At 68.3% G+C, this 15,793-nt stretch carries 13 protein-coding genes; 2 read left to right on the top strand and 11 right to left on the bottom strand.

Annotation, left to right across the window (positions count from 1 at the left end; all coding sequences use genetic code 11):
• Positions 1 to 35: 35 nt before the first annotated feature.
• From G361_RS0111765 to G361_RS50280, 5 genes are all read right to left on the bottom strand, one after another.
• Positions 36 to 1,016: an acyl-CoA dehydrogenase family protein gene (locus G361_RS0111765; RefSeq protein WP_019927278.1), complete on the bottom strand. Its 981-nt coding sequence runs from the start codon at positions 1,014 to 1,016 to the stop codon at positions 36 to 38.
• A complete protein-coding gene (locus tag G361_RS0111760) occupies positions 1,009 to 1,728 on the bottom strand; it encodes a glycosyltransferase family 2 protein (RefSeq protein ID WP_019927277.1) in 720 nt (239 codons plus the stop codon). Before G361_RS0111760 ends, G361_RS0111765 begins: the two co-directional genes overlap by 8 nt.
• Before the next feature lie 308 nt (positions 1,729 to 2,036).
• Entirely contained in the window at positions 2,037 to 3,572 is a 1,536-nt protein-coding gene (locus tag G361_RS43275; protein ID WP_231386853.1) for an alpha/beta hydrolase family protein, read from the bottom strand.
• A gap of 559 nt (positions 3,573 to 4,131) precedes the next feature.
• Positions 4,132 to 4,941 carry an SDR family oxidoreductase gene (locus G361_RS0111740; protein WP_019927273.1) on the bottom strand — a complete coding sequence of 270 codons (810 nt, stop codon included), beginning with the start codon at positions 4,939 to 4,941 and terminating at the stop codon, positions 4,132 to 4,134.
• Between the two features lie 361 nt (positions 4,942 to 5,302).
• Positions 5,303 to 5,857, bottom strand: coding sequence for an N-acetyltransferase (locus G361_RS50280; RefSeq protein ID WP_019927272.1), 555 nt, complete (start codon positions 5,855 to 5,857; stop codon positions 5,303 to 5,305).
• Between the two features lie 262 nt (positions 5,858 to 6,119).
• Here G361_RS50280 and G361_RS0111725 point away from each other — a divergent pair, with 262 nt between their 5' ends.
• Positions 6,120 to 6,599, top strand: coding sequence for a DinB family protein (locus G361_RS0111725; protein ID WP_019927270.1), 480 nt, complete (start codon positions 6,120 to 6,122; stop codon positions 6,597 to 6,599).
• Positions 6,600 to 6,673: 74 nt separating this feature from the next.
• Positions 6,674 to 7,834 carry a glycosyltransferase gene (locus tag G361_RS0111720; protein ID WP_019927269.1) on the top strand — a complete coding sequence of 387 codons (1,161 nt, stop codon included), beginning with the start codon at positions 6,674 to 6,676 and terminating at the stop codon, positions 7,832 to 7,834.
• Between the two features lie 472 nt (positions 7,835 to 8,306).
• Here the strand turns inward: G361_RS0111720 and G361_RS0111715 are convergent, their stop codons facing one another.
• The 6 genes from G361_RS0111715 to istA all read right to left on the bottom strand — a co-directional run bounded on the left by G361_RS0111715 (position 8,307) and on the right by istA (position 15,770).
• Positions 8,307 to 10,616 (bottom strand): glycoside hydrolase family 3 N-terminal domain-containing protein, encoded by a 2,310-nt coding sequence (locus G361_RS0111715; RefSeq protein ID WP_019927268.1) that lies wholly within the window; start codon positions 10,614 to 10,616, stop codon positions 8,307 to 8,309.
• Positions 10,617 to 10,631: 15 nt separating this feature from the next.
• A complete protein-coding gene (locus tag G361_RS0111710; RefSeq protein WP_019927267.1) occupies positions 10,632 to 11,849 on the bottom strand; it encodes a glycoside hydrolase family 1 protein in 1,218 nt (405 codons plus the stop codon).
• Between the two features lie 49 nt (positions 11,850 to 11,898).
• Positions 11,899 to 12,858, bottom strand: coding sequence for an MFS transporter (locus G361_RS43265; protein WP_019927266.1), 960 nt, complete (start codon positions 12,856 to 12,858; stop codon positions 11,899 to 11,901).
• Positions 12,859 to 12,986: 128 nt separating this feature from the next.
• The gene (locus G361_RS43260) at positions 12,987 to 13,250 is read right to left on the bottom strand and encodes a hypothetical protein (protein ID WP_019925496.1); all 264 of its coding nucleotides are present in this window, start codon (positions 13,248 to 13,250) and stop codon (positions 12,987 to 12,989) included.
• 73 nt (positions 13,251 to 13,323) lie between these two features.
• On the bottom strand, positions 13,324 to 14,193 hold the full coding sequence (gene istB, locus G361_RS0111695) for an IS21-like element helper ATPase IstB (RefSeq protein ID WP_019925495.1): 870 nt from the start codon (positions 14,191 to 14,193) through the stop codon (positions 13,324 to 13,326).
• Positions 14,193 to 15,770 (bottom strand): IS21 family transposase, encoded by a 1,578-nt coding sequence (gene istA / locus G361_RS0111690; protein WP_231386987.1) that lies wholly within the window; start codon positions 15,768 to 15,770, stop codon positions 14,193 to 14,195. Before istA ends, istB begins: the two co-directional genes overlap by 1 nt.
• Positions 15,771 to 15,793: the final 23 nt, after the last annotated feature.

The raw sequence follows: 15,793 nt of genomic DNA, 5'->3' as shown, positions 1-15,793 counted from the left end.
TACGGCGTCGGCCGGTCCGGGGGCATGTATGTCGATCACAGGTCCGGCCGTACGGGATCCGTTGCGGCGAGGTCGCGGCCGAGGCCGGCCAGGTCGGCCTCGGCGTGGCTCTGGCGTACGTAAACGGTCAGGTCGGCGACGCGTCGCGCATGGGCCGCGTCCGCGCACAGCGGGGTGGCGCCGAGCGCGCGTCCGACCCGATCCAGGGTGGTCGTCACGGCCTGCTCGACCACGGCCCGCACGAGACGTGCGCGGATCCGGGCGGTCGCCGGATCGCCGGCCGGGTCGTCGTCGATCTCGGCCGCGGCGCGCGCGAGGCCGTCGCGGGCGGCCCGCAACACGGTGGCGATCGCGCCGAGGTGTGCCAGCGCGTGCTCGTCGGCGTGGCCGGACGCCGCGTAGGCGTGCAGGGGCCGGGCGGCCGCGCAGGCGCTGCCGTACCAGCTGGCCGCGACACCCACGGCGCCGTGCCAGAACCCGGGGCGGGTCAGGTAGGCGCCGGGAGCGCCGATCGGCTCCGCGCGCGCATGGTCGAAATCTACTGCGCCGGAATCGGAATCGCGCATACCCACTGCGGGCCAGCTGTCCGGCACCGGGGTGGTCGCGGGCTGCGCCAGCGGTATCGCGAACAGCCGCCGATCCGTGCCGGTCCGCGCGGTGACCAGCGCGTGAGTGCACAGGTGCGCACCCGAGCACCACAGTTTCCGGCCCTCGAGCACCCAGCCCGACGAGGTGTGGCGGGCGTGCAGCACCGGATCCGGCGGTTCGGCCGCCCACACTCCCCACAGCTGACCGGGAACCGTTGCGGCACCGCCGAGTTCGTGCAGGATCGCGGCGGCATCGGTGTGCGCTTCCACCAGCCGGCCCAGCACGGTGTCCTCCGCGCCGAACGCCGCGAGTGCCCGGAACCGCGCCAGGGTGTGCCCGGCGCCGGGTACGGGCAATTCCAGCGCGCCGGAACGCGAGAGTTCCCGTAGCCGCCCGGGTACGTCGAAGCTGCCGCCGCCGTCAGACATGGCCGGCTTCCGGGCTCGGCGCGAGGTTGCGCAGATGTGCGGCGAAACCCTCCGGTGCGCGGCCGTCCTGGCGCGCGGAGGTCACGGCCACCACGTCCTCGGCCCAGGCCACCCGTGCGCCGGCGGCCCGGATGCGGCGTACCAGGTCCACGTCCTCGCCGGTGGCAATCTTCGCGAATCCGCCTGCTCGCCAATAGATGTCGGCTCCGAAGCCGAGGCTGGCGCCGTGGATCCGGGTGGTCCGGGCCACGGTACGGTATCCGGCCTCGTAGCGGCGGCGCACCTCGGGCGGATGCTGTTCCCAGTCCGAGACCGTGACGACGCCGACGACCAGCCGCATCCCGGCCCGCGCGTAGTGCAGTTGCCGCGTCAACCAGAACCGGTCGACCCGGGAATCGGCGTCGGTGGTGGCGAACCAGGTCCGCGCGTCACAACCGGCGCCGGCGGCGGCGAATCCCGCCGCGCGGGCCGCGCCGACATTGCGTTCATCGATGTGCACCACCTCCGCGCCGGCGGCGTCGGCCACCCGCGCCGACCGGTCCGTGCAGGCATCGAGGACCACCTGAATCCGCACCGGGACCGGCACCTGCTCGGCGCTGTCGCGCAGGGCGGCCAGGCACGGCGCCAGCAGCCGCTGCTCGTTGCGCACCGGCACCACGACCACGACCGAGGCGATCGTGGCGGCAGCGCTGTCCACATCGGAGACGACCATGATCGTCAGCTACCCGTAGCGGATCGGATGAAACGGGCACGGTCCCGGCCCGGTGGCGGCCGACTCCGCCGGGTGGTGCGGTCGTCACATCGTCGTCACGACGGGTTGACCGCAGCCCGCGCCGCCGCAGCGGCGGCGGATGACACGGCCGGTTGTGCCCCCCCGGTCACCGATCCGGATTCCAGGGTCAGGTTCGAGGGATTCGTTCGTGGACGGTCAGCAGGATGTGGTCGAACGCGGCCACGGCCGACGGCACTCGGTCGAGTTCGGCGATCAACCGGACGGCGATGGCATCCGTTCATGCTCGGTCACATATCGTCTGCGGGATCCGGTCCGGAGGTGTCGAATGATCGGGAGATGGCTGTCCAGGTGGCGGGTAGTTGGTTGGTGAAGTCGGGCCAGGAGTGGGTGCCGGCGGGTTGGTAGTCGATGGTGTAGGGGATGTGCAGTGCGGTCAGTCGTGCGGCGAAGCGCAGTGTGCATTCGCGGGCGCCGGCTTCGAGGGCGGCGCCTCCGCCGACGAGGCGTAGTGCGGCGGCGGGGTCCGGGGCGGCGGCGACGGCTGTGAGGTCGGGCAGGCTGGGTATGCCGGTGCCGACCGAGAGGTGGATGGTGGTGCCGCGTAGTTTGTCGGCTCCGAGGTAGGTGTCGTGTGCCACCCATTCCGGTGAGGTGGGTGGGCCCCAGAGGTTGTCGGGGTCGCCGCCGCGGGAGGCGACGGTGAGCTGGGTTACCGTGCGGCCGAGTTGGTCGGAGGTGGAGTAGCAGCCGCTGATGCCCGAGACCGCGTGGTAGAAGCCGGGGTGTCGTTGGGCGAGCATCATGGCACCTTGCGCGCCCATGGATACTCCGGCGATGGCGCGTCGGCCGTCGGAGCCGAGGTAGGTTTCCGCGATCGGGGGGAGTTCGTCGACGAGGAAGGTCTCCCAGCGGTTGAGCCCGAGTACAGGGTCGTCGTTGTCCCAGTCGCTGTACATGCTGCCGACGCCGCCGCTGGTGAGCACCACGTCCACCGGTTTGTCGCCGAAGTATCGTTCCGCGCCGCCCTTGGTGAGCCAGCCGGAGGTGGGTTCGCCGTCGACTCCGTCGAGCAGGTAGAGGGTGGGTCTGGGGGTGCCGGCGGAGCTGCCGTGGAGGATGTCGACGGGGACGATGCGGTGCATCGATGCCGAGGCCACCAGCAGGCGATCCCATCGTGGGCTGCGGTGTTCCACGCCGACGAGTTCGGTCCGGTCGATGTCCGGGTCCAGTGCCGGTGGCTGCCCGTCGCCGGGGGACTCGGCGTCCGCCGCCGATCCGTTCGCGATGGCTGCCGCCCATCGCATCGCCGACGTGGCGGACAACCCTGCCCCGGTCGGCGGCGACTCCGTCTGCGATGATCCGGCTCCGGCTACCGAAGATTCTGTCGCCGAACGTAATTCCGACTCCGCTCGGATTTCGGCACGACCGGTGGGCGGACCGGGTGCCGGTCCGGCTTCGGGTGATTCGCCGGCCGGTATCGCCGGTTCCGTATCGATCTGCTGCCCGGTCGAGTTGGTGGCCACCGGCTCGGCGCCGGTCGCCAACGGCGCCGAGGTCGCGCCGAAGGCCGTCAACAGGACGGCCGCCTCCACCACCATCCGGGAGATCGCGTCGCCGCCTGCGCGTTTCGCCTTACGGTGCGCACCGCTGACACGCCTGCGCACCAGAACCGCGCGCTGCGGTTCACGCGCCCTGTCCGGCGAACCGGCTATCGCGTGCTGGGCCGTGCGGCCCCATGTGATCGCCGAACGCTCGGTGTCGGATGAATCGGAGCGCGCCGCAATGGATTCCGGTCTTCCGACCATTCCGTGATCGGGGCTCATGGGCGCTCCTCGATGCAGCCGATGATGGTGGCCCGATACGGTGGGGCGTATCCGGTGCTCGAATGTTCGTGCCGCGTCGCATATCACGATACTGCGATCGAAATGTATTCGACCCTGCGAAGTATCGAGTCGGTGACGGTTCATAAATGCTGTCGACCGGGTCGGGGCCGATCCACAACTCGGTAGCGTTCCTACGCTCCTGCTGTGTCGATTGTGCTGCGATATCCGGTCGATGCGGTTGATCCAGGTCCCGAAATCGATCAGCGAAAATTGTTGTGCCCCTGCGGATTACCGGTCTTTCCTGGTTCCGTGCGCTTTCGCGCCGGTGTGCGCTGCCGTGTAACGACTATTGGCGTGGCCTGGCGGTGTCGCTGTGGCGAAGGGGGCGATCAATAAGGACATGGCCCGTTTCACAATAATGCTGATACGTGATTCAGTCCGCTGCGATGCCGGATTTCCGCGGGCCGGGCCGGCCGCCGATCCAGTGTGAGGCGCCGGCGGTGTGCGCTCGACCTTGCGGCGAGTGCCGTAATCGGCCTGCCCGGTGTGCCTCGATCGATCAGGGCTGGGTGGCGATCTGCTCGGTCCGGCTTTCGATGAAGGCGTTCCAGTCGGACGCGCGTTCGACGAGTACGTCGCGGACGTTGTCGTGGGTGTAGAGCATGAACGTGTCGGTGCGGATGGCCTCGGCGACCTGTTCGCCGACAACGTCGGGTTCCAGCACCGGGAATTGCGTTCCGGGACCACGGGTTTGTACGTCGGGTCCGAAGCTGCGGGGGCGGGAGGCCATGATGTTGGTCTTCACCGGTCCCGGGCACAGCAGGGTGACACCGATGCCCTGCGGCTGCAGATACAGCCGCAGCCCTTCGGAGATCTGCACGATCGCGGCCTTGGTCGCGGCGTAGGGCAGCCGGTCGTAGGCGTAGGTGAACAACCCGGCGAACGACGCGGTATTGACGATGTGCCCGTGCCCCTGCTCGATCAGCCGCGGCAGGAAGACGTCATTGCTGCGTACGACCGACATCAGGTTGATGTCGATGATCCGCTGCCACTCGGCCACGGGCAGGTACTCCGGCCGGCCACGGGTGAGGACACCGACATTGTTCATCACCACGTCGACGCGGCCGAACCGGTCCAGCGTGAACGTGCGCAGCTCGTCGAAGGCGGTCGCCGCCGACACATCGCAGCGCACACCCGCGGCCTGCCCGCCCGCGGCGGTGACCTCCGCGGCCACCGCTTCGGCGCCCGAGCTGTCGATGTCGGCGACCACGACGCGCGCGCCACGCCGAGCGAGTGAGTGCACGGTCGCGCGTCCGATGCCGCTGGCGCCGCCGGTGATGACGGCGACCGTGTCGTGGGAGATCTCCATGAACAATCCTTTCCGGAGGGGGGACGCCGACTGATGGGCGTCAGGGAAACGCAGGGCAGATCGAGACCGTCGAGGTTGCCCGACCACGCGGGCGCGGATCCCCGCAGGAACCCGACCATGCCGTGGGTGAGCCCGGCGGTCTCGGGCAGCACCGGGCGGCTGTTCGCGAGTGCCTGCTCACGGTCGGCGCCGAAGTGCAGGATGCGATCCGACGTAACCACACCCCGTCGACACCGTGCCGGGCGAACAAACGCTCCGCGGTCGGCACGACCTGTTCCTTCATCGACTTCGGCGCATCCACACGTCGATCACAACACCCGAAAGGGGCTAAGTCAAGTGTCTTAATCCCGAGGCCGGTATCTCATCGGGGACCGGTGAAGCCCGGCGCGAGCGAGTGGTCACCGGTGGTGTCGGGTCGCCCGTGCCGGGCGCAAACGCCTGTGGCACAGCGAGTTCCGTCATGTGGTCGGAGCATCCGTTTTTCGCCGACGTGGTCGGTGGGAAGGTCCGTGTCGGCGAATCCGTGACGCTCGTACAGCCGGATCGCGGGCCGGTTGTCGCGGTTGACCACCAGGCCGACCCGCCGGTCACCGGCCCACCGCACAACTGCCTCGACCACCGCGTCACCCACACCGTGGCCGCGCGCGACCGGCGCGACCCACATCGCCACCAACTCGACCCGATCCGCGGCAGGGCAGAAGGCCCCGGCCATGCCCGCCGGGATCCCCTGCCACCACACGATCACCGTGAACGGGATCTCGGTCAGCCATGCACGCCAACGGGTTTCGGTATCACCGGGCCCGGTCCACTCCGACAGTTTCGCACTGAACACACCCGGCGCCTCCGCCAACGCCGCCAGCCGCAATTCTCGCCACACCCGCCAGTCCCCGGGACCCACCACCTGGACCTCCGACACGTCACGGTCCCCCTCACATCGCGTATCCCGCTGTGCCACTGCACATGTCGCGGCCCACAGCAGCAAATGGTAGATTCGTGGTCGGCTCGCCGCGCCCACTTCCGATGTGGGCGGCGATCTTCGGCAGCCGAATCCAGGATTCCCTGTCGCGGACCATGCCGCCACCCGGCGCCGGTTCGTTCCGGCGAGCCGATTCCGACCACCACCAGCACATCGGCCGGTCCGGCGCGTGCCCGACCGGCCGCGAAAGGACCACCCTGCGATGACCACTCCGACCCACACCACCGGCACCGAACGCCAAGTGCTCGAAGCCATGCTCGACCGAGCGCGCACCGACCTCGTCGACACGGTCCGCGGACTGTCCGAAACCGACGCCAGGCGCCGACTCGTACCGTCGCTGACAACTCCGATAGCTCTGATCAAACACGGCACGTACGCCGAGCGAATGTGGTTCCAGCGCACGCTCGGACAACTCGCCGACGCCGACTGCGACGGCCCGTTGTGGCCGCACGGCGGTTTCGGCGTGGGCGACGAGGAGAGCGTGGCCGAGGTGATCGCCGAGTTCGAACGCGCCGGCGCCCGAGCCAGAACCATCGCAGCGCCAATTCCCTTGAGCGAGACGCGCGAACACCCACGCCTGGGCACCGTCAGCCTTCGCTGGATCTATGTGTTCATGACCGCCGAGTTCGCCCGCCACGCCGGCCACGGCGACATCCTGCGCGAGCAGATCGAGGCCCGATAACGGTAGGGGCTGGACCGGCTCCGGTTGAACAATCCACCTGGTGGCAGACTCGAGCGGGTTGTGACAGTCCGGTCATGGAAGGCGGCGTCGTGCGGGTAGCGATAGCGGGTGGTGGTACCGGCGGGCATGTATTTCCCGCGCTCTGTGTCGCACGGGAACTGCGGGCCGATCCAGATCCGGTGCAGCTGTTGTGGTTCGGGCAAGCCGACTCGCTCGAACAGCGGACTGCGGCCGCCGACGACATCCCCTTCACCGCGGTGGCCGTCGGCAAGCTTCGCCGGGCACGCAACCCACTGCGGATGCTGACCCGCGCCAATGTCACCGATATGGCTCGGGTGCCGGTCGGTGTGGCCCAGGCGGTGCGCCGATTGAGCGCTCTCGCACCGGATGTCGTGGTGACCACCGGCGGATATGTGGCGGTGCCGGTCGGTGTGGCCGCTGGAGTATTGCGGATTCCGCTGGTCGTGCATGAGCAGACGGTCGGGCTCGGCCTGGCGAACCGGGTGCTGGCACGTGCCGCGGCCGCGGTGGCTGTGACCTCCGATGCGACCGTCGCGGTGTTGCCGCCGCGGGCGGCCGCGCGTGCGGTGGTCACCGGCAACCCCGTCCGTGAATCGGTGCTGGCCGGCAGCGGCCCGGCGGCGCTGGATCGGTTCGGGCCGGGCTTCGAGCGGGAACTGCCGACGGTTCTGGTTACTGGCGGCGCGCAGGGCGCCCACCAGATAAACACCGCGGTGGCCGAGATACTGGACTCATTGCTGATGCAGGCCAATGTGATTCACCAGGCCGGTGCTTCGGACCTGCCCGAGTTGCGGCGCACTGCGGCCGCGCTGCCCGGCGAGCTGGCCGGCCGTTACTTCGTCACCGACTTCGTCGACGGTGCGGGGATGGCGGATGCGCTGGCGCTGGCCGAGGTGGTGGTGTGTCGGGCCGGCGCCGGCACGATCGCCGAGCTGACCGCGTTGGGTAAGCCCGCGGTGCTGATCCCGCTGGCGTCGTCGGCCGGCGGCGAGCAGGCGCGGGCAGCGCGGCTGCTCACCGAAGCCGGGGCGGCGGTCACAGTGCCGGGAACCGTGACCGCCGAAACAGTCGGCGCGGCCGTCACCGGACTGCTGACCGATCCGGACGCCCGCGCCCGGGTCGGCAAAGCTGCCCGCGAATTGGGCCGCCCGGATGCGGGACAGCGGCTGGCGCGGCTGGTGCGTACCGTCGCCGCCGGCGATCCGGTCAGGTAGGGGAGTGTGGAAGACGGCGGATGTGGTCTCGGTCCGACGAGCTGAACGTGACGGTTCGGCGGGAACGACGGGCTGATGTCGGAGACGCTCCGTCGTGGCGAAGAAGAACCCGGTGGAATCCACGAAGAAGCCGGCATTTCGGTTGGAGGAAACACGGCGTGGCCGATCGCGGAACGGGCGACTCCCGCAACGGAACCCGGATGAGAACGGTAATCGCCGAAATCGGGCCCGGTCGCCGTCGACGTGCCGCGCGATAGCAATTCCGGCTTCTCGCCGAAGATCGCACGTAAGTGGTGGCGGGGTTGTCGGGCGTGGATGAGGGCGTGTTGTCATTGACCGTCGAAGGTTTTACCACAGGCCAGATTTCGGCGCATTTCGCCGAGATCTATGTCCCGGCCGTGACTTCCGCGCATGTCGGCCATCGAGTCCGGTGTTCGCGGCTGTGGTACTCGAAAGATGCTGCACTGGAGGATTATCGGCTCGTGATCTCGATCGTTGTGGTGAGTGGGGCGTCGGAGTTTCCTCCGGCCCGCAGGTCGATCGTGGTGATGTCCTGTATGTAGGTGCCGGTTGCGGAACTCCAGTAGGAGAGGTGGTCGGGGCCGAGTTCGAATGTCAGGGTTCGGGTTTCGGCGGGGGCGAAGGTGTGGCGTTGGAAGCCTTTCAGTTCGCGGATCGGTCTCGAGGAGGTGCCGTGGCGTTGGTGGGTGTAGAGCTGGGTCACCTCGTCGGCGGGGCGGTCGGAGGTGTTGGTGACGTCGACGGTCACGGTGACGGTGTCGCCCAGGGGGATTCGGGTGCGGTCGGTGCGGAGGTCGGTGTATTCGAAGTGTGCGTAGGACAGGCCGTGTCCGAACGGGTACAGCGGTGTGCTGGGTTCGTCGTAGTAGCGGATGCCTTGTTGTTCCGGGTGGAATGTGCGGTGGTGGGCGTAGATCATGGGGATCTGGCCGGCGTGTCTCGGCCAGGTGAACGGCAGTCGGCCGGCGGGGGAGACGTCGCCGAGCAGGATCGAGGCGAGGGCGTCGCCGCCGCAGGTGCCCGGATACCAGGCTTGGACGATCGCGGGGATGTGTTCGTCGGCCCAGCGTAGGTCCAGGGGTCTGCCCGACAGGAGGACCAGGACTACCGTTGTGCCGGTCGCGGCGATGCGTTGCAGTTGTTCCAGTTGCCGGCCGGGGAGGTCCAGGGTTGCGGTGGAGGCGGTTTCGCCGATCTGGTTCTGGCGCTGGCCCGCTATGACCACGGCGATGTCGGCGGCTCGGGCCAGTTGTACCGCGCGGTCGATTTCGGTGGTGTCGTCGTAGTCCGCGGGGGTGGTTTCGACGGTGGGGTCCATGCGGTCGAAGGGGGACGGGATCACGCGTTCCGGAATGCTTGCTCCCGGTGCGTATTCCACGCGGACGGTGGCGCCGATCCGGGTGCGCAGGGCGTCGAGGACGGTGCCGGTTTCGTCGGTGTGGTGAGCGAATACCCAGGGGCCCAGCGCATCTCGTTTGCTGTCGGCCAGTTGGCCGATCACCGCGATCGAGGTCAGTGTGTCGGTGTGGAGGGGTAGTGTCGCGTTGTCGTTCTTCAGCAGGACGATGGAGCGTTCGGCGGCGGTTCGTGCCAGGTCGCGGTGTGCGGGGGTTTCGAGGATCTCGGTGGCGGCGGGTTCGTCGGTGTAGGGGTTCTCGAACAGGCCCAGGCGGAATTTGGCGGTCAGTACTCGGGCTGCGGCGCGGTCGATTTCGGCTTCGGTGACCAGGCCCTGGTCGACGGCTTCGGGTAAGTGGTCGAAGGCGGGGGCGAGCATGCACATCTCCATGTCCAGACCGGCGCGGACGGCGCGGGCCGCGGCGTCGGTGTGGTCTTTCGCGAAGTGCTGTACCTCCAGGGATCGGACGGCGTTGGCGTCGGAGACGACGAAGCCGTCGAAGCCGAGCGTGTCGCGCAGTACGTCGGTGAGCAGCCAGGTGTTCGCCGACGCCGGTACGCCGTTGAGGTCCATGTAGGCGCTCATGATGTTCGCGGCCCCGGCGTCGATCGCCGCGCGGAACGGGGGCAGGTAGACGTTCCACAGTTCGGAATCGGAGATCTCGGCGTCGTCGTAGTCGCGTCCGCCACGCGAAGCGCCATAGCCCGCAAGGTGTTTCGGGCCGGCGAGGATGTGCTCGGCGCCGAGGTCGCCCTGGAAGCCGCGGACCTGCGCCGCGGCGACGGCCCCGCCCAGGAACGGGTCTTCGCCCGCGCCCTCGACGATGCGGCCCCAGCGGGGATCGCGGGCGATGTCGACCATCGGCGCGAAAGTCCAAGTGATTCCGGCCACGCGGGCTTCTCGCGCCGCGATGGCCTGTGCCTGTTCGATGATGTCGAGATCCCAGGTCGCGGCGAGTCCGATCGGGACGGGGAAGATCGTGCGGAAGCCGTGGATGACGTCCAGGCCGACCAGCAGCGGGATCGCGTGCGGGCTCTGCTCGACGGCGATGCGCTGCAGGCGGTTCGTCGTCTCGGCGTTCGTGGTGAACAGGACCGATCCGGCGCGTCCGGCCGCGATGGCGGACTCGACCATTCGAGGCTGTCCGAGGAGCGCCAGGTGTTCCGGCGGGACGTCGGGGCCGGGAACGACGTCGGCGGGGATGGGCAGGTAGAAGTATTGGACGAGTTGCCCGGCCTTCTGCTCGAGCGTGAGCCGGGACAACAGGTCCGAGACCCGTTCCGCCACGGGCAGATTCGGGTTCCGGTACGGCAGGTGCGTGGTCGGCGTCGCGGCGCTGCGATCGTGGGGGGTGCCGGTCATGGTCGTGCGGTCCGATCAGTCGAGGGTGCGGCCGTTGGATGTCGCGATGGATCCCAGCCAGGCGAGGCTGGGCTTCGGGCGGCGTTCGAAGGTTTCCCGGTCGGCGGCGACGAGGCCGAACGTCGGTCGCCAATGGCCCCACTCGTAGTTGTCGAGCAGGCTCCAGTGCAGATAACCGCGCACATCGGCACCGTCGGTTATGGTGTCGCGCAGATGCTTCAGCGCCTCGGTCGTGTAGGCGATGCGGCGGGTGTCGTCGCCGGTGGCGATCCCGTTCTCGGTCACCAGGATCGGCAGTCCGGTCGTCTGCCAGGCGTGCCGGACGGCGATACCGAGGGCGTCCGGCCGGTACGCGGTCCCGACCAGGGTGTTGCCGGGCCGATCCGGGTGCGGCACAACGCCGTTCGCGTCGACCTCCTGCGACGAGTACGACTGGACGCCGATGAAGTCGTCCCCGTGCGCAGCCTCCAGATACAGGTCTTCCCAGGCGTACCGGACTTCGGCGAGTGTGCCGTGATGCTCCGGTTTCGCCGTGAACGCCTGATTCGCCACCGTCCAGCCGACTTTGGCGCCGGTGCGTGCGCGCACGATGTCGCGGACCGCGTGGTGCGCGGCGATCAGTGGAGCGCCGAACTCCGGTGCGGGTACCGGCAGGTTCGCGCTGATGCGGTCACGTTCGGCGGGGCCGTCGACGGTCGGACTGTGCCAGGAGGTCATGGCGCCGCTGCGGAACGCCGCCTGCAGCATGCCCATCATGGCCAGCATGTTCGGTTCGTTGATGGTCACGACCCATTCGACGCCGTCGAGGATCGTGGTCGCCTCACGGACATAGGCCGCGAAGTGATCGATCGCCGTATCCGCCGACCAGCCGCCCTGTTCGGCGAACCATCGCGGCACGGTGAAATGCTGGAGGGTGACCACCGGCGTCAAGCCCAGTGTCAGTGCCGTCTCGATCATCCGGCGGTAATGGGCGAGTTCGGCGCGGGAGAACTGACCCGATCGTGGTTCGATGCGGGCCCACTCGATACCGAACCGGTAGGCGTTGAATCCGTTGCCGGACAGCAGTTCCATGTCCTCGCGGTAGCGGTGGTAGCTGTCGACCGCGTCGCCGCTGAGCTCCGTGCCCGGCATCAGCGCCTCGCGGGCCCACCAGTCGCTGTTGAGGTTGTTGCCTTCGATCTGATGGGGTGCGGTCGAGGCGCCCCAGAGGAAGCCGTCCGGGAACGAGGTCACCGAATCTCCGTTTCGAAACATTGTGCGGCAGAAGATGATCGGCGAGGGGCTACGTCGCGGCTCGAACCCTGGAGACGACGATGAGTCCGCCGGCCAGCGTGCAGACGGCCGCGATCAGGAACAGGAGGCTGTAGTTCTTGCCGGCGCCGGCGGCGCCGATCTGCAGGATCGGCGCGGCCAGGACAGGCGCCACGCCCTGCGCGATGCTGGTGGAGTATCCGTTGATCCCCACGAAACGGCCTGCGTCGCTGCCACGCTCGGGCAGAACATCGAGCACGATGGCCTGGTCCACTGCGGCGAAAACGCCCAGACCGACGCTGGTCAGTGACGAACCGACCACCAGGACGGCGACCTCGGAACCTCCCTCGGCCATGATGATCGCGCCTACGGTGAACATGACGCCGGACAACAGTACGAAGACACGGCGGCGGCGCAACCGATCCGACAGCAACCCTCCGGCCAGCGCGCCTCCGGCGGTGGCGACGACACCGACGATCGACAGGACCGCCACGAACCCGCCGATCCCGGCGACCTGTCCGTCGTCGGTGAGCCGCGAGGCGAAGAACAGCGTCGTGAAGGTCGTGGCGAAGGTGACGCCGAAGTTGAACAGCAACCGGCCGAGCCAGTTCCACGCGAAATCCGGATGGTGTCTCGGGTCGAAGACCAAGCCGGACAGCATCCGCGCGGCCGTGAGCGCCTCGCTTCGGTCCAGGGCGCGCGCGTCGTCCTCGTGATTGAACACTGTCCAGCAGAACATGCCGAGGCCGCCGATCAGGCCGGGAACCACGAAGACCAGCAGGGTGTTGCCGATGAATCCCGACGCGATCGCCGTGCCGGCGACCGCCGCGACCATCTGGACGACACCGCTCAGGCCGGCAACCTTCCCGCGCTGGTGCTCGGGGAGCCGGTCCGCCTGGCTGAGCAACAGCGAATTCGCCGCAGCGCTCCACCCGAGCTGCGCGACCATCCACGACACCGCGAGCAGCACGATATTCGGCGATATCGCCATCTGGCCGTAAGTACGAATTCTGACACCACTTATCCGTGAATTCTGGCGTCAGTTGGGGCCGATCCGGGGTGGGTTTATCCGTGAATTTTGACGTCACCCCGGTCGGCGTGTCAGGTTCGCCGGGCGTGTCAGAAAGGTTCGGTGTGGGGGTCGTGGGCCGGGATCTGATGGCCGTTGAACAGGGTGGCGAACCGGTTCAGGTCGGCCTGCAGGTCGGTGAGTGTGTAGCCGTCCGTGCCGACGAACGCGTGGAAGGACCGCGCGATAGCCGGATCGCTGCCGGTTAGCCAGTCGTCGATGAACGTCAGCATTTCGGCGAGTTCGATCGCGTCGTCGACGGTGAGACCGGAAAAGAAGGGGCCGGGGTGGGCATGGGTGTCGTGTGTGGTCACGGGTTGTCGTGCTTTCCGGTGCCGGCGGGTTCGGGTGCCGGGGTGGTGTCGTAATTCGTGGATAGCCCGCTGGTCAGGGCACTATTTCCAGGGCCTGTTGCTGCGCGTCGGTGAATACGGGTTGCTGCGGCGGGGGCGCTGCCGCAGTGGCGGGTCCGGCGGCGCTGCCGAGGGCCGTGCGGGTGAGACGGTAACTGTCGGTGCCGGTTTCGATGATCTGCCCGCCGAAGGTGAGGCGGTCGACGATCGCGGCGCAGAGCCGCGGTTCGGGAAACGTGTTCGACCAGCCGGAGAACGCCTCGTTCGAGGCGATCGCGACAGAATTCTTTTCTTCGCGCTCGGTCAAGACCTGGAACAACAGCTCGGCGCCACGCTTGTCGAGCTCCATATATCCCAGTTCATCGATGCAGAGCAGATCGACTCGCCCGTAGCGGGCGATCGTCTTGGCCAGCACCTTCTCGTCCGCAGCTTCGACCAGCTCGTTCACCAGTTTCGTTGCCAGGATGTATTTCACGCGGTAGCCGCGCATCGCGGCTTCGGTGCCCAGCGCGATCAGCAGATGGCTCTTGCCGGTGCCGGAGTCGCCGATCAGGCAAAGCGGGGTGCCCTTGCGCACCCAGTCGCAGTTGGCGAGGGTGTTGATCACCGCGGGGTCGATGTTCGGGTTGGCGTCGAAGTCGAACGCCCGCAACGATTTATCGCGCGGGAACCCGGCTGCGCGGATGCGGCGTTCGGAGCGGCGGCGGCCCCGGTCGTCGCATTCGGCCAGCAGCAACTCGGCCAGGAATGCCCGGTAGGTCATCTGGTCACGGGTCGCGGTTTCGACGATGTCGTTGAACTGGGAGCGGATCGACGGCAGCCGCAGTATCCGGCATGCCTGGTCGACGGCGGCGTCGGCGGCCTGATCGGTCATGCCGTGACGGCGCGGGAGCGGGCTGATCATCAGGAATTCCCTTCTGCGGTTCTCGGTTTGGTGATGCGGAGCAGCTGGTCGTAGATGGCGACCGACGGCAGGGGCCGGGTGTCCGGTGGCAGTTGCGCCAGCCGGCGGGCGGTCAGCGAGGGAACCGGATCCGGATCCGGGCCGGGTTCGTCGAGGTCGACCACGCTGGCCAGCCGTGGAGAGGCTTCGGCGGCCTTGCGGGCCTCGAGCGCGACCGCGTCCGCGGTCAGCGCTCCCGCGCGCAGCGCGGCGTCCAGCCCGGCGACGACCTGGTCGTGGGGCATGCTGCGGTGCAGCAGAAGCACTTCGATGATCGCGCGGGTGCCGTCACGCTCGCCGTGGGCTTTGCGGACCGCCGCCCACCACGCGTCGTGGCTCTTGGTGAACTTCCCGCTCTGGCGGGCTTGCTCGAGGGCGGTGGCGCCGGCCATCGCGCCGGGCTTACGGACCAGCGCTTCGAGGTAGTGATCGAGTTCGACACGGGTCAGCGCCTTGCCGATCAGGCGTTCGTGGCGGGCGATCTCGGTGCGGCCGTCGTAGACGACCAGCCAGGAGGCGTGTAACAGGATCCGGACCGGGCGGCCGATGAACCGGATCGGGACACTGTATTTGTTGGTCCGCGCCGCCACCATCGAATACCTGTCCACCCGCGTGGACAGCCAGGACCCGGTCTCGAATTCCTCCTCGGGCAGCCGTTTCAGCGTCGGTGCCTCCAGCGCGAAATGCTCCCCGATCGTGCGCGCCCGCGCACCGATCCGCCGCCGCAGATCCTGGCTATCCCATTGCCCGACCAGCGTGTTGAGTTCCTCGAGGGACTCGACCTTCGGGACGGGGACGAAGTGGTTGCGCCGGTAGTACCCGATCTGGCCCTCGACACCACCCTTCTCGTGCGCGCCCTCGATGCCCGGGATGCAGTAGAACGGGTCGTCGATGCCGTAATGGCTGCGGAAGGTGGTCCAGCGCTGCGATTCGGTTCTGGCCCTGCTCAACCCGAGCACCTTCGCGACCGCGGCCTTCAAATTGTCGTAGCGGATCTTCCCGTGGGGCACCCCGCCCAGCACCGTGAACGCGTGCACGTGCCCCTCCAGGAACGCTTCCTGCCCGCCCGAGGCGAACACCCGCTGCACCGACCGGCCCGAGTACGACATCCGCAGCGAGAACAGGTAGAGCACGATCGGCTCGCCGCGCAGCTCGACGGTCACCTCACCGAAATCGACCTCGGCTTCCTCACCGGGGCGGTGGGTCTGCGGGATGAACACCTGCGGCGGTTCCCGGCCGGCCTCGACCCTGATCTGCGGCTTACGCTCCTCGACATAGTCGCGGACCCGCTGATACGACACATCTTCCATACCGTGCTCGTCGATCAGCCGCGCATAGATCCGCGTGATCGTGTGCCGCTGCTTGCGCGGCGCGTCCAGATCCGCCCGCAGCATCTCATCGATCAACGGCTTGAACGGGTCCAGCTTCGACGCCCGCGCCGGATACTCCTTGCGCGCCTCCGGGAACGCAGACGTCAGAGCAGCGTTGACCGTGCGGTAGCCGACGTTGTACTTGGCCTGTAGATCCCGGCCCGACATGCCCGCTCTCGAGTCCCGGCGGA

Source organism: Nocardia sp. BMG111209 (genome assembly GCF_000381925.1).
Lineage (GTDB): Bacteria > Actinomycetota > Actinomycetes > Mycobacteriales > Mycobacteriaceae > Nocardia.
This window is presented reverse-complemented; position numbering and strand designations above follow the sequence as displayed.